Origin of the sequence: Bacteroides sp. ET489, assembly GCF_030518095.1 — a bacterium.
In the GTDB taxonomy this organism is placed as follows: Bacteria; Bacteroidota; Bacteroidia; order Bacteroidales; family Bacteroidaceae; genus Bacteroides; species Bacteroides ndongoniae.
The window spans coordinates 1-21,637 of sequence record NZ_JAULLJ010000017.1; the positions used below are offsets into that span (position 1 = coordinate 1).

Sequence of the window (21,637 nt, forward strand, 5' to 3'; positions counted from 1 at the left end):
ATGCAGGAGATAATATCAATGGAAAAATACAACAATTGGAAACTTAAGTTTTATACAATATGGGCAGGGCAGGCAGTATCATTAATCACTAGTGCCATCCTGCAAATGGCGATCATTTTTTACCTTACAGAGAAAACAGGATCTGCGATGGTCTTGTCTATGGCTTCACTAGTAGGTTTTTTACCCTATGCGGTCTTTGGACCTGCGATTGGTGTGCTAGTGGATCGTCATGATAGGAAGAAGATAATGATTGGTGCTGATTTAATTATCGCAGCAGCTGGGGCAGTGCTTGCTATTATTGCATTGTATATGGAGCTACCTGTCTGGATAGTTATGATAGTATTGTTCATCCGTAGCATTGGAACAGCTTTTCACACCCCGGCTCTCAATGCGGTTACGCCACTTTTAGTACCAGAAGAACAGCTGACGAAATGCGCAGGCTATAGTCAGTCTTTGCAGTCTATAAGCTATATTGTTAGTCCAGCAGTTGCAGCACTCCTGTACTCCGTTTGGGATTTAAATGCTATTATTGCCATCGATGTGTTGGGTGCTGTGATTGCATCTATTACGGTAGCAATTGTACGTATTCCTAAGCTGGGTGATCAAGTGCAAAGTTTGAAACCAAATTTCATAAGAGAAATGAAAGAAGGAATGGCTGTACTACGGCAAAATAAAGGATTATTTGCTTTATTACTCGTTGGAACATTATATATGTTTATTTATATGCCCATAAATGCATTATATCCTTTAATCACTATGGAATATTTTAATGGTACACCGATGCATATTTCTATTACGGAGATTGCTTATGCCTCTGGTATGTTGATAGGGGGTCTATTATTAGGGTTATTTGGGAATTACCAAAAGCGAATCTTATTAATAACGGCATCCATTTTTATGATGGGGATAAGCTTAACCATTTCAGGATTACTTCCCCAAAGTGGATTTTTCATATTTGTAGTCTGCTGTGCAATAATGGGGCTTTCGGTTCCGTTTTACAGCGGTGTGCAAACAGCTCTTTTTCAGGAGAAAATTAAGCCTGAATATTTAGGACGTGTATTTTCTTTAACTGGAAGTATCATGTCTCTTGCTATGCCAATTGGGTTAATTCTTTCTGGATTCTTTGCTGATAGAATCGGTGTAAATCATTGGTTTTTACTATCAGGTATTTTAATTATTTGCATTGCAATAGTTTGCCCGATGATAACTGAGATTAGGAAATTAGATTTAAAATAAACAATATTGGAGGGATATTTATGTATCTTATTTTCATGTAATTCTTCCTGCTAAAATCGCAGGGTTTTCCCTGCGTACAAGCAAATGAAAACATGCGATTATAGACAGGAGGAAAATTTTATGGAATTGATATTAAAAGCTAAAGACATTCGTGTGGAATTCAAAGGACGCGATGTTTTAGATATAGAAGAATTAGAAATATATGATTATGACCGTATTGGTTTAGTAGGAGCAAATGGTGCTGGAAAAAGCACTTTACTCAGGGTACTTTTAGGAGAATTAACTCCCCCAGGATGTAAAATGAATCGTCTGGGTGAACTTGCCTATATTCCCCAGTTGGACGAGGTAACTTTGCAGGTGGAAAAAGATTTTGCACTTGTAGGCAAGCTCGGTGTTGAGCAATTAGATATACAGACCATGAGCGGTGGTGAAGAAACAAGGCTTAAAATAGCACAGGCCTTATCGGCACAGGTTCATGGTATTTTAGCGGATGAACCTACGAGCCATTTAGACCGTGAAGGAATTGATTTTCTAATTGGACAGCTAAAATATTTTACAGGTGCACTGTTAGTTATTAGCCATGACCGATATTTTCTTGATGAGGTAGTAGATAAAATATGGGAGCTGAAAGATTGCAAAATCACTGAGTATTGGGGAAACTATTCTGATTATCTTCGCCAGAAAGAGGAAGAACGCAAGAGTCAAGCTGCAGAATACGAACAATTTATTGCGGAACGTGCCCGATTGGAAAGGGCTGCGGAGGAAAAGCGAAAACAGGCTCGTAAAATAGAACAGAAGGCGAAAGGTGCTTCAAAGAAAAAAAGTACTGAAGGCGGAGGGCGTTTAGCTCATCAAAAATCAATAGGAAGTAAGGAAAAAAAGATGCATAATGCCGCTAAATCCCTAGAGCACAGGATTGCAGCCTTAGGAAATGTAGAAGCTCCGGAAGACATTCGCAGAATTCGTTTCAGGCAAAGTAAAGCATTGGAGCTCCATAATCCATACCCTATAGTCGGTACGGAAATTAATAAAATATTTGGGGATAAGGCACTGTTTGAAAATGCATCTTTTCAAATTCCTCTAGGAGCAAAAGTGGCGTTAACTGGTGGTAATGGAACCGGAAAAACAACTTTAATCCGAATGATCTTAAACCATGAAGAAGGAATTTCTATTTCACCTAAGGCAAAAATAGGTTACTTTGCACAAAATGGTTACAAGTACAACAGTAATCAGAATGTTATGGAGTTTATGAAGGAGGATTGTGATTACAATGTTTCAGAAATTCGTTCCGTGCTTGCATCCACGGGGTTTAAGCAGAACGATATTGGAAAAAGCTTATCTATTTTAAGCGGTGGCGAAATTATGAAATTATTGCTAGCTAAAATGCTTATGGGTAGATATAACATCCTACTAATGGATGAACCCAGTAACTTCCTTGACATACCAAGCCTGGAGGCCTTGGAAATACTAATGAAGGAATATGCAGGAACGATCATGTTTATCACCCATGACAAACGGTTACTTGAAAATGTGGCTGATGTAATTTATGAAATTAAAGATAAGAAATTAAACTTAGTCCGATAATTATTTTACTTTTCGTATTTGACAGATCGTAAGTAGGCCGTGAAAGAGGTTATTGATTTTAACTAAACGTTAAGTAGGTTAGACCTCTAATCAGAAAAAATAAGGCCTTCAAGATGAATTTTGAAGGCCCTCTTTCCATAGAAATATACGTAAAGCATAAGGAACACATGGCAAAAAAGGCGTTTCTCAGCATGGGATATAGCTTTTGATATTGAAAGGAGTGATTCAGTATGATAGATAATATTATTCAATCAGTGACAGAAAAATTATCCTCTTTGCCTTATATAGAAGGCATCGTATTAGGGAGTTCCCGTGCAAGAGGCACCCATACAGAGGATTCTGATATAGATATCGGAATCTATTACAATTCAGAATCATTTGACCTGACAGCGATTAATCAAATTGCTACAGAATTGGATGATGAGAATAGAAACGACCTTGTTGTACCTCCCGGAGCGTGGGGTGATTGGGTTAATGGCGGCGGATGGTTAGTTATAAACGGGTATCATGTTGACTTGATTTTACGTGATATAAAACGGGTGGAACAAATAATCAAAGATACGGAGCAAGGAATTGTTACTGCCAATTATCAGACTGGGCATCCCCATGGTTATATAAGTGCTATGTATCGTGGAGAATTGGCGATCAGCAAGATACAATATGCTAAGAATGAAAGCTTATGCGAATTAAAAAATCAGGCAGAAATTTACCCTGGTGCTCTAAAGAAGAGCTTGATAAACTTTTTTATATTTGAAGCAGAGTTCTCTTTAATGTTTGTAAAAGCAAATGCGGGAGCAGAGGATAAATATTATATTGCAGGCCATGTTTTTCGTATTATTTCATGCTTAAATCAAGTACTATTTGCATGCAATAATGCTTATTGCATTAACGAAAAGAAAGCTATAAAACTGCTTGAAACTTTTGAATATAAACCTGAAAAATATGCCGAAAGGGTTAATCATATTTTTGAAGTACTCGGTCTTTCACTTTTTGAATGCTACGATATGACCGAGAAGCTTTATAAAGAAGTGAAAAAAATTGCAACGGAGATAAATAACTTTTTAAACGAGGGGGAATTCAGATGAAAGAAAACAAATATGATGATAATATATTTTTTCAAAAATACAGTCAAATGAGTCGCTCACAGCAGGGACTAGCCGGTGCAGGAGAATGGGAAACATTGAGAAAGCTGCTGCCGGATTTTAAAGATAAGCGTGTGCTTGATTTAGGATGCGGCTATGGATGGCACTGTATTTATGCGATGGAACACGGTGCTTCTTCTGTTGTAGGTGTTGATATTTCTCATAAAATGCTCGAGGTAGCCAAAGAAAAAACACATTTTCCACAGGTTGAATATAAATGCTGTGCTATAGAAGATGTGGAATTCCCAGAGGAGAGTTTTGATGTAATATTAAGTTCACTTGCGTTTCACTATGTAGCAGATTATGAGATTTTAGTAAAAAAGATATATAGAATACTGAAGTCTGGTGGTAAGCTAGTTTTTACGGTTGAACATCCTGTTTTTACTGCCTATGGAACACAAGACTGGCATTATAACGAAAAAGGAGAAATACTGCATTTTCCGGTGGATAATTATTATTATGAGGGCAAACGGACAGCTGTGTTTTTGGGAGAAAAGGTTACAAAATATCATAGAACACTGACCACATATCTAAATACACTGCTTTCAAATGGTTTTATAATAAATCATATTGTGGAGCCGCAGCCGCCGGAAAACATGATGGATATTCCGGGGATGCAGGATGAAATGCGCCGTCCCATGATGCTGATTGTATCGGCGAACAAAAAAGTGGATAGATAGAACTAAAACACCTATAAGGTATAAATGGAGGTAATTTATGTTTAAAGAAAAAATTATTATAGAGATGAAAGAAGTATTCAAAGAAATTCCTTTTGGCATAGAGCATACTCTCAAAGTTTTGAAAAATGCAGAAGATATAATGAAAGGAGAAAATATCGGAGAGGAAGAAAAAGAATTCATCAGTATTATTGCTATACTACATGATATTGGTGCGGTTGAAGCACAAAAAAAATACGGTTCTATTGATGGTGTCTATCAAGAAAAGGAAGGACCAGCAGTAGCGAAAGAAATATTAAAAAAGGTAGGCTATAACAAAAATATTGATAGAATATGCTTTATAATAGGCAACCATCATACTCCATCTAAAATTGATGGACTTGATTTTCAAATACAATGGGAAGCTGATTTGCTTGAAAATTTAACGGTTATGGATAAAGAAAAAGAACAGGAAAAGATAAAAAAGTGTATAGGTGAAAACTTTAAAACAAACACAGGAAAAAGGATAGCTTATAATCGCTTTATTTTAGATTGGTAGTAGATTATTACAGTTATGTATTTTATATCGCAAAGAAAAATAGTAGTTAAGTTTAACCCTAGGGAACCTCTGATTTTATCCGCACTACCATGCGGGTTCCGGATATGGTATAATTATAAGCACGTTACCCGTTACTTGCTGGAAATGGGCAATGGCTTTGCTTTCGTTGCACGACAGAAACATTTCCAAGTCGGAAACAGCGATTTCTATGCAGACCTGATACTATATTCTATTCCACTGCACGCATATATCGTGGTAGAATTAAAGGCTACCCCATTCAAACCGGAGTATGCAGGGCAACTGAACTTCTACATCAATGTGGTGGATGATAAACTGAGGGGAGAAAATGATAACAAGACCATCGGTCTTTTGCTGTGCAGGGGTAAGGATGAGGTCGTGGCACAATATGCCTTGGCTGGATATGACCAGCCGATAGGTATCAGCGACTATCAATTGAGCAAGGCAGTACCCGAAAATCTGAAATCTGCCCTACCGAGTATAGAAGAAGTGGAAGAAGAACTGACCTTATTCCTTGACAAGGACAAGAACCCATAATATAAAGTATATGGCAGGAAAGATACAGACGATGATTCCCCAATATGGAGAACTCAACAGAATATACAGAGACTATATAGATAATTACGCTTTTTCTTTTGACAGGCAGAAATTCATATCGGATTTCTATCAGGAGTATAATGACATGAAATCCTTTGAAGCCGCTATCCTTGAACTGGTGCTTGACAAGCAAAAAGAGCAATACACCTTGATACTCAACAGCCTGAAAACTGAAATAGAAAAGAGCATACAGGCTTATGAGATACGCCCGTTAAGTGACAGAGCCATAGAACGTGCTTGCTATCAGCACATGGAAAGGTATTCTCTGGAAATTGAAGCCCAGCTGGATGTTACAAGAAGTCTGAGCAAGCCGCTGAATGAAGCCAACAACAGGTATGATTCCATTGGTTACAGGGAGCATACAGCCGAAGAGGAAAAACAGGCAGAGAAAGAATATGAACGCTGCAAGGCTGAATATGACAGGGAAAAAGCCAAACTGAACAAACTCTATGATCAGCAAAAGGCTGCAAGAACAGAGGCATTCCAATACATGAAGAAATGTTGTGCGGACATATACCGTCAAAGCTGCCTTTTTCTGGATATATTGAAGAAATACATTCCTGACGGAAAGCAAGAGAATAAATCAAGCGAGCCAATCAGTCAGCAGGAAACGACAGAAGAACAACAGGAATATTTCAGCATGAAATTACTTTCGCTCATTCATGAGGTGTGCGAAGGAGAACAGTTCGAAGAAATTTCCGCACCGGATTTCTATGCCAATATGAATCTTCACCCCTGCAACTGTAAGCTGAAAATAAAACCGAGAGAGAAAATACGTGTATGCTATCTGATATTCCTGATGAGCGAGAAACTCTCCAAACAGGACAGGGACAAATGGAAAGACAGAATGCTGAAACTGCTGGATATTGACGACAGCTACTACAAATCCAAATACAAGGAGCCTGTTTCAGATTTCCCCAGTGACAGCAACCAAAATTTCGCCAAGGAAATGGAACATATATTCAGATAATCCGTGATATATCCTGATACTTTACGAAAGTTCCACTTTTACCACTCAAAATAATTTTTGAGTGGTATTTTTATTTTCTGATATTCAATAAGATACAATGATATTCAGTTTGTACCGTCCCCATCCTTACCACTCATAACCCTACCTAATTTTGCATCGTTCGAGAACAGAAATAACAGCCAGTGCGCAGGGTTGATTGTTTAACGACTAAATAGATTGGACGATGACAAATATCCAAGAATTATTATCAAAACCCGTCTGGCAAATGACAGGCGAAGAATTCATATTCCTGAGTAAGCACGCTTCAGGTCAGGCCGAAGCATTGCCGCAACCCGTTACAGACACGGAAAAGAAGTATGTGTACGGAATACTCGGTATAGCCAAACTGTTCGGGTGCAGTCTGCCCACTGCCAACCGCATAAAGAAAAGCGGTAAGATAGACAAGGCGATTATCCAGATAGGGCGCAAGATTATCGTAGATGCGGAATTGGCTCTTGAGCTTGCCGGGAAGAAAACAGGAGGACGGAAATAATGGGAGGTATGCTTATGGACTATATGAAAGAAATAAAGGAGATTTCGGCAGAACAGGCAATAATCCTTTGGCAAGCTTCACGCCTGAGCCTGTCGAAAATCTACGAGAAAGCACCTGAGATTCTAAAAGTGCAAGGTTCGGTCATTGGTACACTGGGCAATTTCAGTGCATCCATCGGCAAAGCCAAGAGTAAAAAGACTTTCAATGTATCGGCTATCGTAGCCGCCGCATTGAAAAACGGTACGGTACTGCGGTATGTGGCAGAACTTCCGGAAGACAAAAGGAAGATTCTTTATGTGGACACAGAACAAAGCCATTATCACTGTCTGAAAGTCATGAAACGTATTTTACGGCTGGCCGGTCTTCCTGATGACAGGGACAATGAACATCTGGAGTTTCTCGCTTTGAGGAAATACACGCCCGAGCAGCGCATCAGGATTGTCGAACAGGCTATCTATAATACACCGGACATAGGGCTTGTAATCATAGACGGCATCCGTGATATGGTATATGACATCAACAGTCCGGGAGAATCGACACGCATTATATCCAAACTGATGCAGTGGACGGATGACAGGCAGATACACATCCATACGATACTCCACCAGAACAAAGGCGATGAAAACGCAAGAGGGCATATCGGTACGGAGCTGAACAACAAGGCGGAAACCGTTCTGCTGGTGGAAAAGGACAAGAGCAACGGGGATATAAGCAATGTTTCAGCCATGCACATCCGTGCAATGGATTTCGAGCCTTTCGCTTTCCGTATCAACGACAATGCATTGCCTGAACTCATAGAGGGGTACAGACCCGAAGCGAAGAAACCGGGAAGACCGGAAGAGGAAAAGTTCGACCCTTACAGGCATATTACCGAACAACAGCACCGCATAGCACTGGAAGCGGCTTTCGGGCTAAAAGAGGAATACGGCTACAAGGATCTGGAAACCGCCTTAGTCAAGGCATATATGTCGGTAGGTGTAAAACTGAACCATCAAAAGGCGGTATCACTTATCACCATGCTCCGGAACAAACGGATGATAGTACAGGAGAACGGCAGGAAATACACGTTCAAGCCGGACTTTCACTATTAGACCGTCTAACTTGTAATCACTTCACTTTATTCGGCAGGTCTATATATTAAGGATAAAGCGAAGCGGTTGCAGAGAATGTAAAACCGCTTCACTTTATTACCGTATCCTATATATACGAAAATAAAGTGAAGTGATTATACAGACCGTACTTCATAAAAAGGTACGGGCGAAAAGAGAAATAAATATTCCAACCATTATTCAAACACTCATCTTATTATGGATATACAAACAGCAAAACAAATCAGGATAGCGGATTTTCTGTACAGTTTGGGACATTCTCCCGTCAAGCAGCAAGGTATCAACCTGTGGTATAAATCCCCGTTACGGGAAGAGACAGAGCCCTCGTTCAAAGTGAATATCGAGCGCAACCAATGGTATGATTTTGCAATTGGTAAAGGTGGAAATATCATTGCACTGGCACAGGAACTTTACTGTTCCGACTATGTACCTTATCTTCTACAGAAAATCGAGGAACAGACACCACACATACATCCCGTGTCTTTCTCTTTTGGCAAGCAGTCATTTTCCGAACCGAGTTTTCAGGAGTTGGACATTGTACAGTTGACTTCTCCTGCACTGCTTGCCTATCTACAGGAAAGAGGGATAAACACGGCGCTGGCGAAAAGAGAATGTAAAGAAGCCCGTTTCACCCACAACGGCAAACGTTATTTCGCCATTGCTTTTCCGAACATATCGGGTGGATATGAAATCCGCAACCGATATTTCAAGGGATGTATCGCACCCAAAGAAATATCCCATATCAGACAGTCAGGAAAGCCAAGGAGTGCATGTTACGTTTTTGAGGGATTTATGGATTACCTTTCCTTTCTGACCTTAAGACTGGAAAGCTGTCCGCAATCACCCGACTTCGACAGACAGGATTACATAGTTCTTAATTCCGTAGCCAATGTTCCCAAGGCACTCTATCCGTTGGGAAGCTATGAGCGCATCCACTGTTTCTTTGACAATGACCGTGCAGGAATGGAAGCAATACAGCAAATCCGAAAGGAGTATGATGCTACCCGGTATATGCGTGACGCCTCGCAAATCTACAGTGGATGTAAAGATCTGAACGAATATTTACAGAAACGAATAGCCGATAGGAAAGAGCAAGCGCAATCTGTCAAAAAGAGGAATGATACGCTATCCAAGAAACCGAAAGGCTTCCGGTTATAGCCCACTATAACTACACGCTTCGCTTTCGTAGTTGTGGGCTCTCCCGAGGGGATTAGGGCTTTGCCCTAATGACCCACTCAGGGCGTTTCACCCCTGAGAACCCCGAGCAAAGAGTGACCCTCTCTTTGCAATCTCCGCTTATGGGTTACCCCTAAGAACCCCTCTGCGAAAGCGAGCAAAGTAAATCAATTGTAAACAAAGGAAAGAAGCTATGGCAACAAAATCAAGCATACATATCAAGCCTTGCAACATCGCATCGAGCGAGGCACACAACCGAAGGACTGCCGAGTATATGCGTAATATCGGGGAGTCCAGAATCTATGTCGTTCCCGAACTTTCCACCGATAACGAACAGTGGATAAATCCCGACTTCGGCACTCCCGAACTGCGAACTCATTATGACAATATCAAGCAAATGGTCAAGGAAAAGACCGGACGTGCCATGCAGGAAAAGGAAAGGGAACGCAAGGGAAAGAATGGAAAGATTATCAAGGTGGCGGGATGCTCACCCATCCGTGAAGGAGTATTGCTTATCAGACCGGACACCACACTGGCTGATGTACGCAAATTCGGTGAAGAGTGCCAAAGACGCTGGGGCATCACTCCGCTACAGATTTTCCTGCATAAAGACGAAGGGCATTGGCTGAACGGTCAGCCGGAAGCAGAAGACAAGGAGAGCTTCCAAGTCGGTAACAGATGGTTCAAACCAAATTATCATGCTCATGTCGTATTCGACTGGATGAACCATGAAACTGGAAAGAGCCGAAAGCTCAATGACGAGGATATGGCAACCATGCAGACCCTTGCTTCCGATATTCTCCTGATGGAACGTGGACAGGCAAAAGCTGTCACAGGTAAAGAGCATCTGGAACGAAATGATTTCATCATTGAGAAGCAGAAAGCCGAACTGCAACGTATAGAGGAAACCAAGCGACACAAGGAACAACAAGTAAGCCTTGCCGAACAGGAACTCAAACAGGTAAAAGCAGAGATACGCACGGACAAACTAAAGAAAACAGCCACCAATGCTGCTACCGCCATAGCAAGCGGTGTAGGTTCTCTTTTCGGAAGCGGTAAGCTGAAAGAACTGGAACATCACATCGAGCAGCTACATCAGGAAATTACCAAACGGGACAAAGCTACTGATGAATTAAAAATTCAGATACAACAAATACAGGAACAGCATAGCAGACAAATTCGTAATCTTCAAAGAATACATAATCAAGAACTTGAAGCCAAAGACAAGGAAATATCACGATTGAGCACCTTGCTTGAAAAAGCCCACAAATGGTTTCCCATGTTCAAAGAGATGTTGAGAATGGAAAAATTATGCGCTGTTATCGGGTTTACCAAAGACATGATAGAAAACCTCTTGACAAAGAAAGAATCCATACAATGTAGTGGCAAAATTTATTCCGAAGAACACAGGTGGAAATTTGACATCAAGAATGATATTTTTAGGGTTGAGAAACATCCGATGGATAGTGGTAAGCTTATGCTGACCATAAACCGACAACCCATAGTACAATGGTTTAAGGAACAATGGGAAAAGTTACAGCAGAATCTACGTAACTCGGTGCAGAGAGAGCAAAAATCCAGAGGATTTAGAATATAGAATAGCCTATTATTAATAAAATCAAGTATCTATGCATCCAAACAGATTGTTTTTATTACAGAATCAAAATCCTAAGAATTTATAAAAAATGAAGCCTAAAGAAGTTTTGGAAAAATGGATAGATTGCTTTAACAAAGCAGATGCTTATCATATAGCAGAGCTGTATGCTACTAATGCAGTAAATCATCAAGTCGCAAACGAACCAATAATAGGTAAAGAATCAATCTACAAAATGTTTGTGAATGAATTTGCCACTGCTAAAATGGTTTGTATGGTGGAAAATATTTTTGAAGATGGCGAATGGGCTATCATGGAATGGAAAGACTCTCTTGGACTTCGTGGATGCGGATTTTTTCATGTAAAAGATAACAAAATCGTCTTTCAAAGAGGGTATTGGGATAAACTTTCATTCTTGAAGCAACACAATCTTCCAATTGAATAAGTACTATCAGAATACGGACTGGGAAATTGAAATACCCAGTCCGAGTTATATAATGAATTTTACTTGTTAAACTATTTAAAGTCAGTTGGATAACAAACCATACCTTTCACATTCTCAGTAGCTCCAGGTATTAATTCAGCCACCATGCAATATTCATGAGAGACTTCGAAAGGAAATTCAATTCCTAAATCGATAGCCTTGCGATAGCCAAATCGAGGATAATACTCTTTATGCCCCAATACGACTGCTGTGCCGTAACCCAAAAGTGCTGCCCTCTGATGGGCTTACTGAATCAACATCCCCCCCAATTCCCTTACGCTGGAATTCCGGCAAGACTGCCAATGGAGCTACACTCAGGGATGTGACAGACTGGGTGTCACTGTCTATCTTTACTTCTGTAAGTAAGATATACCAGACAATTTGTTTTTCTGTCATTTTCTTGTTCTTATCTAATTGTTAGGCTCATTGTTGTTATACATTGTTTAATTATAGATAAATCGTGAATATCCTTCTCTCTTAAATCGTAGCCCGAATGGAATACTTGTTGCCCTTTTGCAGAAATGCAAGGGATGCTTCTGCCTTCAAAGACTGCTGTTCCAAAATAGTCCGGTTGAAATTCATACCAGCCTCCATCCAAGTCGGCTTGTTTGGAAGTGCCGTCCGCATTCAAGACAAAAGGATGGATATCAATATAGCCTAATTCTTTGCTATACAGTTCCATACGGGTGGGCAACCAATTTGTTTCAATTTGATATCCTCTCTCCTGCAAAAGATCAAGGAGTTGGTCTGTATAATTGGCATCAAAATCAATGTCAATATCTCTATGCAAGCGGGTTTGCTGTCCGTACAAGACATCCACTCCCCAGCCTCCATCCAACCAAAACTGCATGTCCAGGCTTTCCAACAAGTCCAAAACTTGAAATAACTCTGTAATCGTAGTGTGTTCTTTCTTTGTCATATAATAATTCTTTAATAAATAATACTATGCGTAATTATCCAACTGCTTGATTGAAGAAATAAAATTTGCACCCACTCCAATCAGAAAGATAACCCATCCGCTGATCATAAAGACGGATGTGATACCCCATGCTTCCACCCAATATCCTGAAGCTACGATACCCAGCATTGATGGAAAGGTACTCAAACTAAAGATGAGAGAAAAAGTCCGTCCAAGCATGTCCGAAGCCAAGTTCTGCTGAATAATAGCGATGAAAAGCGCATGGTAAATGGAATAGGCTATGCCTCCTGTAAATGTTAGGCAAACAAAACCTATAAATGCGCTTGATGGTAAATAACTGGCGCTAATCAGATACAATCCCAATATCACATAAGCCGTATGCATCACTAATGTTTGCTTGCTTTTCAAAGCCTTACAGGCAAGTACTAAACCGCCCAACAATGCCCCTGAGCCCCAACCCATTTCCACAACTCCCATTTGCAAAATGTTTCCGTTGAAATGCAGAAGCGTCATAAAAGGAAATAACGTAAAAACAGGCATAAGGACAAAAGTCACCAGCGTAAAGCATACGAATAAAGGCAAAATGCCCATTGTACGCCGCAAGGTATGCCAACATTCCGTCAGTTCTTTTTTGAAATCTGGAAGAACTTTCGTTTTTTGAAGAGAAGGAATCTGGACACAAAGTAAGGTCAGACAAGCAGCAACAGCTCCGATCACATCTATGAGCAGAATATACTGTATGGGAAGCCAAACAACGAGGCTTGCCCCTACAACGGGAGCTATCACCTCACTGAAGGATTGAATGGAATGGTACAAACCTGATACCCTGACAAGATGGTGCTTGGGAACCAGTAGAGGGATGCTTGCCTGTAAAGCAGGTGCATGAAACGTACTGCCTATTGAACGACAAGCAGTCAATAGATAAAAAAAAGAAAGGTCTTTATAACCCTTGGTTATCACAATAAAAAGACATAGGGTACAGAACGCGATGAACAAGTCCGAATAAAACATCGTTTTCTTTCGATTCCATCTGTCAACATAGACCCCGGCAAACAAGCCTAATACAAATTGTGGTAAAAATCCAGCTAAAATAGCCAGAGATAAAGCTGTCGGGGATTTAAATTCGTTGCTAATCCAAAAAATAATGGAGAAGCCAACAATCGTACTTGTTAAAATAGATATGAGTTGGCCTATTCCTATCACGGCCAAAGTTGATTTCCAATGATTCATTGTGCTAATATTTCATGCGTTTATAGATAAGTACTTTCGTACATTAAGCAAAACGAAATTCTATCCACACAAAAAACTTGTATTATAATCCACTCCTGACGTTGGAATACAATAACAAATACTTTCAGGACGATGTAAAGTCCTGAAAAATCAAACTGAATGGATAGATAAATATTAGTCTTTTCTCATCGGATTCTTTTAATATCGCTACTCTTTTATTATGTAGTGGTTGTATTATCTTAAATAAAACAAAAACACCCGACTTTACATTCTTGGGTGTAAAACTGGGTGTTTGTTTTGCAATTTGCTGATTTTCAGCGTTTGTTGCGGAGAGACAGGGATTCGAACCCCGGGTGCCTCGCAGCACAACGGTTTTCAAGACCGCCGCAATCGACCACTCTGCCACCTCTCCAATACTATTTTGTTGTTTGCTTCTCTCTTAAAGCGCTGCAAAGGTACGGATATTTTTTAAATCTGCAAACTTTTTGAGCTTTTTTTCATGAATAAATCGTATTTTTGTCTCCAAATTAGGCTAAGCCAATGATATACCCACAGAATTTTGAACAGAAAATAGGTTTCGACCAGATACGCCAGCTGCTGAAAGAGAAGTGTTTAAGCACGCTGGGAGAAGAGAGAGTCACAGACATGGAGTTTTCCGACCGTTTTAATGAGGTAAAGGAAAAACTGGACCAGGTCAGCGAATTTGTCCGCATCCTCCAGGAAGAAGACAACTTTCCCGCACAATATTTTTTCGATGTACGGCCGTCACTGAAACGTATTCGCGTAGAAGGCATGTACTTGGACGAACAGGAATTGTTCGACCTGCGCCGCTCGTTGGAAACCATCCGGGACATCGTACGCTTTCTGCAAGTGAAGAACGAGGATGAAGAAGAAGCCTCCCCCTACCCTTGCCTGAGCAGACTGGCAGGTGACATTACCGTATTCCCACAGCTGATAGCGAAAATCAATGGAATTCTGTCGCCCTACGGCAAGATAAAGGACAATGCTTCTACCGAATTGGCACGCATCCGGCGCGAACTGGCCAGCACCATGGGAAGCATCTCGCGGTCGCTGAACAGCATCTTGCGCAATGCGCAGTCGGAGGGCATCATTGATAAGGATGTCACGCCCACCATGCGCGACGGACGACTGGTAATTCCCGTTGTACCTGCTCTGAAACGAAAGATAAAAGGTATAGTACACGACGAATCGGCCAGCGGAAAGACGGTATTCATCGAACCGGCCGAAGTAGTAGAAGCCAACAACCGCATCCGTGAACTGGAAGGCGAAGAACGGCGCGAAATTATCCGCATACTGACGGAGTTCTCCAACCAGTTACGGCCCTCGATACCCGACGTACTACTGTCCTACGAGTTCCTGGCCGAGATCGACTTTATCCGTGCCAAAGCCCTGTTTGCCGAACAGACAGCGGCACTGAAGCCGGCACTCGAAAATAAACAGATCATAGACTGGACCATGGCTGTGCATCCGCTGCTGCAACTGTCGCTGGCCAAGCACGGCAAGAAAGTGGTGCCACTCGATATCGAACTGGACCAGCAACGGCGCATCCTCATCATCTCCGGCCCCAACGCGGGCGGAAAGTCAGTCTGCCTGAAGACGGTGGGCCTGCTGCAATACATGCTGCAATGCGGACTACTTATCCCGATGCACGAACGCAGCCATGCCGGCATCTTCGGCAGCATATTCATCGACATTGGCGACGAGCAATCCATTGAGGACGACTTAAGTACTTATTCTTCGCACCTGACCAACATGAAAATCATGATGAAGAACTGCAACGAGCGCAGCCTCATCCTGATTGACGAGTTTGGCGGAGGCACCGAACCGCAGATAGGCGGCGCCATCGCCGAAGCCGTACTGAAGCGTTTCAACCTGAAAAAGACGTTCGGCGTCATCACCACCCACTACCAGAACCTGAAGCACTTTGCCGAAAACCACGAAGGAGTGGTGAACGGTGCCATGCTGTACGACCGCCATCTGATGCAGGCCCTCTTCCAGTTGCAGATAGGCAACCCGGGCAGTTCGTTCGCAGTCGAGATAGCCCGAAAGATAGGTCTGCCGGAAGACGTCATTGCCGACGCCTCGGAGATAGTGGGCAGCGAGTACATCCAGAGCGACAAATACCTGCAAGACATTGTGCGCGACAAACGTTATTGGGAAACCAAGCGACAGAACATCCGCCAGCGCGAAAAGCAGATGGAAGAAACCATCGCCCGCTATCAGGCCGAGATGGAAGAGTTGCAGAAGTCGCGCAAAGAGATTCTGCGCAAAGCCAAGGAAGAAGCCGAACAACTGATGCAGGAAGCCAACGCCCGCATCGAGAACACCATACGTACCATCAAGGAGACACAGGCCGAAAAAGAAAAGACCCGTCAGGCGCGGCAGGAACTGACCGACTTCAAGGAGTCGCTGGAAGCACTGGCCAACAAGGAGCAGGAAGAAAAGATTGCCCGCAAGATGGAAAAGCTGAAGGAAAAGCAGAACCGGAAAAAGGAAAAGAAGAACCGCGCATCCAACGCCGCCACTTTGTCGGCGGAAGAGCAGGCTGCACGCCAGGCACGTCTGGAAGCCGAACGTCTGGCAGCCATCGTACCGGGAGCAGCCGTCAGGATAAAAGGTCAGACCACCGTAGGCGAAGTGATGGAAGTAAATGGCAAGAATGCCACTGTGGCTTTTGGCAGCATCAAGACTACCGTACGCATAGACCGCCTGGAGCGGACCAACGCCCAGCCGCGTCAGGCCGACGTGTCGACCAAAAGCACCTTCATCAGCAGCCAGACGCAGGACAGCATGTACGAAAAGAAACTGCACTTCAAGCAAGACATCGACGTGCGCGGCATGAGGGGCGACGAAGCCTTGCAGGCCGTCACCTATTTCATCGACGATGCCATACTGGTAGGTGTCTCGCGCGTACGTATCCTGCACGGCACGGGCACAGGCATCCTGCGCACCCTAATACGCCAGTACCTGCAAACCGTACCTGGTGTCCGTCACTTTCAGGACGAGCACGTACAGTTTGGCGGAGCCGGCATCACAGTAGTAGACCTGTAATACATATATATATAGAACAAACGTAACCCTAACATATACTTATGAAATCGATCAAAGAACTCTATCGCATCGGAACAGGCCCGTCGAGCAGTCACACCATGGGACCGCGCAAGGCCGCCGAAATCTTTCTGCAACGGCATCCCGAAGCCGCTGCGTTCAAGGTGACCCTGTACGGCAGCTTGGCCGCAACGGGAAAAGGACACATGACCAACGTGGCCATCACCGAAACTCTGCAACCGGCCGCACCGGTAGAAATTATCTGGGAACCGAAAGTATTCCTCCCCTTCCACCCCAACGGAATGAAGTTCGTATCGGTGGATGCTGAAGGCAAAGAGACCGACTCGTGGACGGTGTTCAGCGTAGGCGGAGGTGCACTGGCCGAAGAGAAAGACGGCAGTACATCGGTCAATACTCCCGACGTCTACGAAATGAACCACCTGACCGAGATACTGCACTGGTGCGAACGTACCGGAAAAAGCTACTGGGAATACGTAAAAGAATGCGAGGAAAGCGACATCTGGGACTACCTGGCCGAGGTATGGACTACGATGAAAGATGCCATCCGCCGCGGACTGGACAACGAAGGCGTACTGCCCGGTCCGCTGAACCTGCGCCGCAAAGCCTCAACCTACTTCATTCGGGCCAGCGGATATAAGGCATCACTACAGTCGCGCGGACTGGTATTTGCCTATGCCCTTGCCGTAAGCGAAGAGAACGCTGCCGGAGGCACCATCGTAACGGCTCCCACCTGCGGCTCGTGCGGTGTGGTACCCGCTGTGCTCTACCACTTGCAGAAGAGCCGCGAGTTCAGCGACATCCGCATCCTGCGCGCGTTGGCCACAGCCGGCCTCATCGGCAACATTGTGAAACAGAATGCCTCCATCTCGGGTGCCGAAGCCGGATGCCAGGCCGAAGTAGGAACCGCCTGCTCGATGGCATCGGCAGCCGCCAACCAACTGTTCGGAGGAAGCCCCGCCCAAATAGAGTATGCTGCCGAAATGGGACTGGAACACCACCTGGGCATGACGTGCGACCCCGTGTGCGGACTGGTTCAGATTCCTTGCATCGAGCGCAATGCCTATGCCGCCGCCCGTGCGTTGGATGCCAATCTCTACTCGTCGTTCACCGACGGTATGCACCGCGTTTCGTTCGACAAGGTAGTCGACGTAATGAAGCAAACGGGCAACGACCTGCCTTCACTCTACAAGGAAACCAGCGAAGGCGGACTGGCCAAGGATTACCGTCCGATGTAAACCCACGACAGACAGGTAGTTCGGCCCCTTCCCAACGGGAGTCCGCCTGCCAGAAATAAGACTTGTCGCCGACAACAACCAGTGTACAACTTACTGCATCCTGCTTGCAGCTTCACTGCAAACGGGGATGCAGTGACACTGCAAAGCCGTGTACAGTCGCACTGCAAACAAGGATGCAGTAACGCTGCAACCTGTGTGCAGTAACGCTGCAACCTGCGTGCAGTAACTGTGCAACCTGTATGCAGCGACAGTGCAACGTGTATGCAGTAACCGCAACCCGTAAGCTTGGCGAAACAAAGGCTTGCCGACAGACAATATAACAAAAAGGGTGTGTCAAATTAAGAGACACACCCTCACACATCGATGGCCGGTATTACCATCAGTCGTCAATATCGATCAGCTGACCTTTCTTGTTGAATTTCAGAGAAAGTCCGTTGCTCAATCCCACTTCCACTTCGCCGCGGTCGCGTTCAATCTTATTGCAGGTTACGCCCGGATACTGTGTTCCGATAAACGTCTTGGCATACGAAGGAACCAACGCTTCCGGCAAAACACCCCGTTTGCAGTCTACTTCTTCCCAACTGCCCTTACCGTCGAATTCGATCTTGGTACGGTCGGTCATCACTACTTCATAAGTCTTCGAAAACAGCTCGCTTTCCACTTTAATATACGAAACTTTTCTGTCGCCGAAATACTGTTTGATGAAAGTCTGGGCCGCAGCCGGAAGATCCTTCGGGTTCATGGTTATCACGTCACTGGCTACAGAGAATTGGATTGTCAGAAGAGCCATCACTAAGAATGCAAAAATCTTTTTCATACGCTTTGTTTTTTAATGTAGGGTTAAATACTTGTTTTACTAATTTTGATACTGCAAAGAAAGTATACGATTTAGGAAAGAATTGGGAAAAACAGAACACTTTCTGTCCTTTTACACTATTTAACCAACGAAAAGACATGCAAGCCTTCTTCCCAACGATACGTCAGCCGAAGCGAACTGTTCGAAGCAATGGCCTGACTGATGGCAAGGCCCAATCCGTTCGACTCCTTCTTGCGATCCACGCTGTGAGCAAAGCGGCGGAATAAAGTATCGGCATTCAATGGGGCTGTACCAGTGTTCTTTATTACAAGTGACGAAGGCGTCGTTTCGACCACCAGCCGACCACCGTCTACGTTGTGCAGCAGTGCGTTCTTCACCAGATTGCTCACCAGAATATGTGCCAGCGAGGCATTACAGCGGACGATGAAAGGACTCTCCCCTTTCACCCGCTCCAACACAATCTGCTTATGCTCGTAGATGTCCATCAGGTCGGGAAGCAACTCGTCCAGAAGGTCGTCTACCGACACGTCTTCCGTCTCGGCATACTGGCCGTTCTCGATGCGCGACAGTAGCAGCAATGCCTTGTTCAACTTCACGGCACGCCCCAGTGTTGAGTAAATCGCGTCGAGTTCCTTCAGCTGTTCTTCGCTCATGCCTTCACTTTCGGCCAGCAGTTCCAGCTTGCCGCGGGCAATGGCCAACGGCGTCTGCAGTTCGTGCGACGCATTTTCGATGAACTGTTTCTGTTCCTCGTAAGCCTTATGACTGCGCGAAGCCATGTCGAAAGCAGCATTGCCCAACAGGCGGAACTCGCGTATGCCGGTCTCGTTCTCCAGCGGAGGAACCTCACCACCGGGTTGCAGACGTTGCAACCATTCCATCAGGCGGTTCATCGGTTTGAATATTTTCTGCAGGATGAGGCGGGTACCAATCGTAGTGCAGCACAGGAAGAGGGCAAACAACGCCAGCAGATACCACAGCATGGCATTGACCATGTCGTCGCGTTCGAGGGTCGAAATCATCAGTTCCAGTTCATAGAACTGTCCGTCGGGCATTCGGAAAGCAGTACGGTAGACGCGCACAGGTTCGTCCTCGTTCTCGCTTTCCACATAGACAAACGAATCGTAGAACATGTCGCGATAGTGCTCACCTTCCTCCACCGAGATGGGACGAAAGTAGTAGAAAGACATCAGATTGTCGCCTTCGGTCTGAAGCGTGGAAGGGTCGTACAGGGCATTGTTGATGATAATCTGGGCATAGTTCTCCAACGTGTCGTCGGTCTCGTCCATCACCTCATAAATAATGGTATAGTAGAACAACACACCCCACACAGCCATCAGCCCCAGCAACCAGAGCGACAGCTTGCGATAGGTATAGTGCAGCAGCTTCATACTTCCGACAGTTTATATCCGAAGCCGTAAACGGCTTTCAGTTCCACCGTGGCACCGGCCTGTTTCAGCTTCTTGCGCAGGTTCTTCACCTGCGAATAGATAAAGTCCAGCGAGTCGGCCTGGTCGATATTGTCGCCCCACACCGATTCGGCCAGGCTCATCTTGTTGATGACACGGTTGGGATTGACCACAAAGTAGTAGAGCAAATCGAATTCTTTCCGGTTCAGCTGCAGGGCAACACCTTCGACCGTAGCCTGACGCTTGTCGGGATAGAGCAACAGATTGCCTATCGACACACTGGTGTCACCGTTGTTCTGCCGTCGGCGTATCAGCGACTTGATGCGCGCGTTCAGTTCGGCCAGATGGAAAGGTTTGGTCAGATAGTCGTCAGCTCCCAGCTCCAGCCCGTCTACCTTGTCGTCGAGCGAATCCTTGGCCGAGATAATAAGTACACTGTCGCTGCGACGCAGGCGTTTCAGCTCGCGAAGCAGGTCAAGGCCGCTACCGCCGGGCAGCATAATGTCCAGCAGGATGCAGTCGTAGTCGTAATCATTGATTTTGTCGAGTGCCGAGTAGTAGTCGGCAGCAGTCTCTACGACAAACTTTTCTTTCAGGAGCGAGGCGCGGATGGTTTCGCGCAAGTCCTGTTCGTCTTCAACAATCAGTATTTTCATGGCCACAAAGGAAATTCACAATTCTGGAATCTTTTAGGAATTACTGTGCATCTTCATCCTGATACAAATCCTCCAACAGTTCCTCCTGTACCATCGACACCTTCCCGTCGGGGGTTACCGTAATCCTCAAAGGAATATAAAGATCGGTTTGCGGATAGCAGACACTGGCTGCATAAATGAACCCCTGAGAAGTAGTCTGATCGAACACCAGCCCTTCGAGAATGGAGTTCTTCAGGAACTTTGCATCGACCAGCGAGGCAAAGGTCTCTTTGGTAAATTCCTTGTCGAGCACCGTGCGTTCGCCACAAGTAAGGCGCAGCCTGATACGATTGTCTACAAACTTCTCGCCCTGCTCGTTGACAACCAGCGGAAGGCTTTCGTCGGGCTGACGCTTGACGACCGAAACGTACTTCTTCCCCCGATAATCAATCGGAGTCTTTATATCGGACACTTGCATGCGCTGCGGCCCTTTTGCGTCCAGACTATCTTGGGTAAGTACCTGTAAATCGTCGGCCTTGTCTTTCTTGGAAGACGAACAAGCGGCCAGTAAGCCAATCGCAACCCATGCAAACAAATAGAGGAATCTCTTCATTTTCTTTTCTTAATTTATATCGCTTGACCCCG

18 protein-coding genes, 1 tRNA gene and 2 pseudogenes are annotated in these 21,637 nt (G+C 44.4%); 14 read left to right on the forward strand and 7 right to left on the reverse strand.

Annotated elements, in window-relative coordinates:
• Positions 1-18: 18 nt before the first annotated feature.
• The 12 genes and pseudogenes from mef(A) to Q3C19_RS10735 all read left to right on the forward strand — a co-directional run bounded on the left by mef(A) (position 19) and on the right by Q3C19_RS10735 (position 11,618).
• Entirely contained in the window at positions 19-1,236 is a 1,218-nt protein-coding gene (mef(A), locus tag Q3C19_RS10680; RefSeq protein ID WP_100788660.1) for a macrolide efflux MFS transporter Mef(A), read from the forward strand.
• Positions 1,237-1,356: 120 nt separating this feature from the next.
• On the forward strand, positions 1,357-2,820 hold the full coding sequence (gene msr(D) / locus Q3C19_RS10685) for an ABC-F type ribosomal protection protein Msr(D) (RefSeq protein ID WP_100788661.1): 1,464 nt from the start codon (positions 1,357-1,359) through the stop codon (positions 2,818-2,820).
• A 230-nt stretch (positions 2,821-3,050) separates the two neighbouring features.
• Positions 3,051-3,921, forward strand: a pseudogene (locus tag Q3C19_RS10690) (nucleotidyltransferase domain-containing protein).
• A complete protein-coding gene (locus Q3C19_RS10695) occupies positions 3,902-4,642 on the forward strand; it encodes a class I SAM-dependent methyltransferase (protein WP_008766909.1) in 741 nt (246 codons plus the stop codon). The pseudogene Q3C19_RS10690 and the gene Q3C19_RS10695 overlap by 20 nt, the downstream one beginning before the upstream one ends.
• Positions 4,643-4,679: 37 nt before the next feature.
• Positions 4,680-5,177 carry an HD domain-containing protein gene (locus Q3C19_RS10700; RefSeq protein WP_071150069.1) on the forward strand — a complete coding sequence of 166 codons (498 nt, stop codon included), beginning with the start codon at positions 4,680-4,682 and terminating at the stop codon, positions 5,175-5,177.
• A gap of 117 nt (positions 5,178-5,294) precedes the next feature.
• Positions 5,295-5,732 (forward strand): annotated as a pseudogene (locus Q3C19_RS10705) (PDDEXK nuclease domain-containing protein); the annotation flags it as partial.
• A gap of 10 nt (positions 5,733-5,742) precedes the next feature.
• Positions 5,743-6,762, forward strand: coding sequence for a hypothetical protein (locus Q3C19_RS10710; RefSeq protein WP_302729222.1), 1,020 nt, complete (start codon positions 5,743-5,745; stop codon positions 6,760-6,762).
• 223 nt (positions 6,763-6,985) lie between these two features.
• Positions 6,986-7,294, forward strand: a complete 309-nt coding sequence (locus Q3C19_RS10715) for a DUF3853 family protein (protein WP_117666603.1) — start codon at positions 6,986-6,988, stop codon at positions 7,292-7,294.
• A 14-nt stretch (positions 7,295-7,308) separates the two neighbouring features.
• Positions 7,309-8,385, forward strand: a complete 1,077-nt coding sequence (locus tag Q3C19_RS10720) for an AAA family ATPase (RefSeq protein WP_117666631.1) — start codon at positions 7,309-7,311, stop codon at positions 8,383-8,385.
• A 216-nt stretch (positions 8,386-8,601) separates the two neighbouring features.
• Positions 8,602-9,561, forward strand: a complete 960-nt coding sequence (locus tag Q3C19_RS10725) for a toprim domain-containing protein (protein ID WP_119204216.1) — start codon at positions 8,602-8,604, stop codon at positions 9,559-9,561.
• Positions 9,562-9,772: 211 nt separating this feature from the next.
• The gene (locus Q3C19_RS10730) at positions 9,773-11,176 is read left to right on the forward strand and encodes a hypothetical protein (protein ID WP_004308779.1); all 1,404 of its coding nucleotides are present in this window, start codon (positions 9,773-9,775) and stop codon (positions 11,174-11,176) included.
• An 88-nt stretch (positions 11,177-11,264) separates the two neighbouring features.
• On the forward strand, positions 11,265-11,618 hold the full coding sequence (locus Q3C19_RS10735) for a nuclear transport factor 2 family protein (RefSeq protein WP_004308780.1): 354 nt from the start codon (positions 11,265-11,267) through the stop codon (positions 11,616-11,618).
• A gap of 445 nt (positions 11,619-12,063) precedes the next feature.
• Here the strand turns inward: Q3C19_RS10735 and lnu(AN2) are convergent, their stop codons facing one another.
• The 3 genes from lnu(AN2) to Q3C19_RS10750 all read right to left on the reverse strand — a co-directional run bounded on the left by lnu(AN2) (position 12,064) and on the right by Q3C19_RS10750 (position 14,218).
• Complete coding sequence (gene lnu(AN2) / locus Q3C19_RS10740) at positions 12,064-12,576, reverse strand: lincosamide nucleotidyltransferase Lnu(AN2) (RefSeq protein ID WP_009038171.1); 513 nt, start codon at positions 12,574-12,576, stop codon at positions 12,064-12,066.
• 24 nt (positions 12,577-12,600) lie between these two features.
• Complete coding sequence (gene mef(En2), locus Q3C19_RS10745) at positions 12,601-13,806, reverse strand: macrolide efflux MFS transporter Mef(En2) (RefSeq protein ID WP_005786079.1); 1,206 nt, start codon at positions 13,804-13,806, stop codon at positions 12,601-12,603.
• Between the two features lie 327 nt (positions 13,807-14,133).
• Positions 14,134-14,218, reverse strand: a tRNA-Ser gene (locus Q3C19_RS10750).
• A 128-nt stretch (positions 14,219-14,346) separates the two neighbouring features.
• On the opposite strand from Q3C19_RS10750, the gene Q3C19_RS10755 reads away from it, so the two are divergent.
• Both Q3C19_RS10755 and Q3C19_RS10760 read left to right on the forward strand, forming a co-directional pair.
• On the forward strand, positions 14,347-16,878 hold the full coding sequence (locus Q3C19_RS10755; RefSeq protein ID WP_302729230.1) for an endonuclease MutS2: 2,532 nt from the start codon (positions 14,347-14,349) through the stop codon (positions 16,876-16,878).
• A 41-nt stretch (positions 16,879-16,919) separates the two neighbouring features.
• Positions 16,920-18,131 (forward strand): L-serine ammonia-lyase, encoded by a 1,212-nt coding sequence (locus Q3C19_RS10760; protein WP_071150074.1) that lies wholly within the window; start codon positions 16,920-16,922, stop codon positions 18,129-18,131.
• A gap of 379 nt (positions 18,132-18,510) precedes the next feature.
• Here the strand turns inward: Q3C19_RS10760 and Q3C19_RS10765 are convergent, their stop codons facing one another.
• The 4 genes from Q3C19_RS10765 to Q3C19_RS10780 form a co-directional block, all read right to left on the reverse strand.
• A complete protein-coding gene (locus Q3C19_RS10765; protein ID WP_022162570.1) occupies positions 18,511-18,948 on the reverse strand; it encodes a PepSY-like domain-containing protein in 438 nt (145 codons plus the stop codon).
• Positions 18,949-19,064: 116 nt separating this feature from the next.
• Entirely contained in the window at positions 19,065-20,339 is a 1,275-nt protein-coding gene (locus Q3C19_RS10770; protein ID WP_302729233.1) for a HAMP domain-containing sensor histidine kinase, read from the reverse strand.
• On the reverse strand, positions 20,336-21,013 hold the full coding sequence (locus Q3C19_RS10775) for a response regulator transcription factor (protein ID WP_022162572.1): 678 nt from the start codon (positions 21,011-21,013) through the stop codon (positions 20,336-20,338). The genes Q3C19_RS10770 and Q3C19_RS10775 overlap by 4 nt, the downstream gene beginning before the upstream one ends.
• Positions 21,014-21,053: 40 nt before the next feature.
• Positions 21,054-21,605, reverse strand: coding sequence for a DUF4738 domain-containing protein (locus Q3C19_RS10780; RefSeq protein ID WP_022162573.1), 552 nt, complete (start codon positions 21,603-21,605; stop codon positions 21,054-21,056).
• Positions 21,606-21,637: the final 32 nt, after the last annotated feature.

What these genes read in the sequence shown, in the direction of transcription:
- Q3C19_RS10765 (WP_022162570.1), bottom strand. Translation starts at nt 18,948, where the DNA reads ATGAAAAAGATTTTTGCATTCTTAGTGATGGCTCTTCTGACAATCCAA.
- Q3C19_RS10725 (WP_119204216.1), top strand. Translation starts at nt 8,602, where the DNA reads ATGGATATACAAACAGCAAAACAAATCAGGATAGCGGATTTTCTGTAC.
- Q3C19_RS10715 (WP_117666603.1), top strand. Translation starts at nt 6,986, where the DNA reads ATGACAAATATCCAAGAATTATTATCAAAACCCGTCTGGCAAATGACA.
- Q3C19_RS10720 (WP_117666631.1), top strand. Translation starts at nt 7,309, where the DNA reads ATGGACTATATGAAAGAAATAAAGGAGATTTCGGCAGAACAGGCAATA.
- Q3C19_RS10755 (WP_302729230.1), top strand. Translation starts at nt 14,347, where the DNA reads ATGATATACCCACAGAATTTTGAACAGAAAATAGGTTTCGACCAGATA.
- Q3C19_RS10780 (WP_022162573.1), bottom strand. Translation starts at nt 21,605, where the DNA reads ATGAAGAGATTCCTCTATTTGTTTGCATGGGTTGCGATTGGCTTACTG.
- Q3C19_RS10735 (WP_004308780.1), top strand. Translation starts at nt 11,265, where the DNA reads ATGAAGCCTAAAGAAGTTTTGGAAAAATGGATAGATTGCTTTAACAAA.
- Q3C19_RS10710 (WP_302729222.1), top strand. Translation starts at nt 5,743, where the DNA reads ATGGCAGGAAAGATACAGACGATGATTCCCCAATATGGAGAACTCAAC.
- Q3C19_RS10695 (WP_008766909.1), top strand. Translation starts at nt 3,902, where the DNA reads ATGAAAGAAAACAAATATGATGATAATATATTTTTTCAAAAATACAGT.
- Q3C19_RS10775 (WP_022162572.1), bottom strand. Translation starts at nt 21,013, where the DNA reads ATGAAAATACTGATTGTTGAAGACGAACAGGACTTGCGCGAAACCATC.
- Q3C19_RS10770 (WP_302729233.1), bottom strand. Translation starts at nt 20,339, where the DNA reads ATGAAGCTGCTGCACTATACCTATCGCAAGCTGTCGCTCTGGTTGCTG.
- Q3C19_RS10700 (WP_071150069.1), top strand. Translation starts at nt 4,680, where the DNA reads ATGTTTAAAGAAAAAATTATTATAGAGATGAAAGAAGTATTCAAAGAA.
- Q3C19_RS10730 (WP_004308779.1), top strand. Translation starts at nt 9,773, where the DNA reads ATGGCAACAAAATCAAGCATACATATCAAGCCTTGCAACATCGCATCG.
- Q3C19_RS10760 (WP_071150074.1), top strand. Translation starts at nt 16,920, where the DNA reads ATGAAATCGATCAAAGAACTCTATCGCATCGGAACAGGCCCGTCGAGC.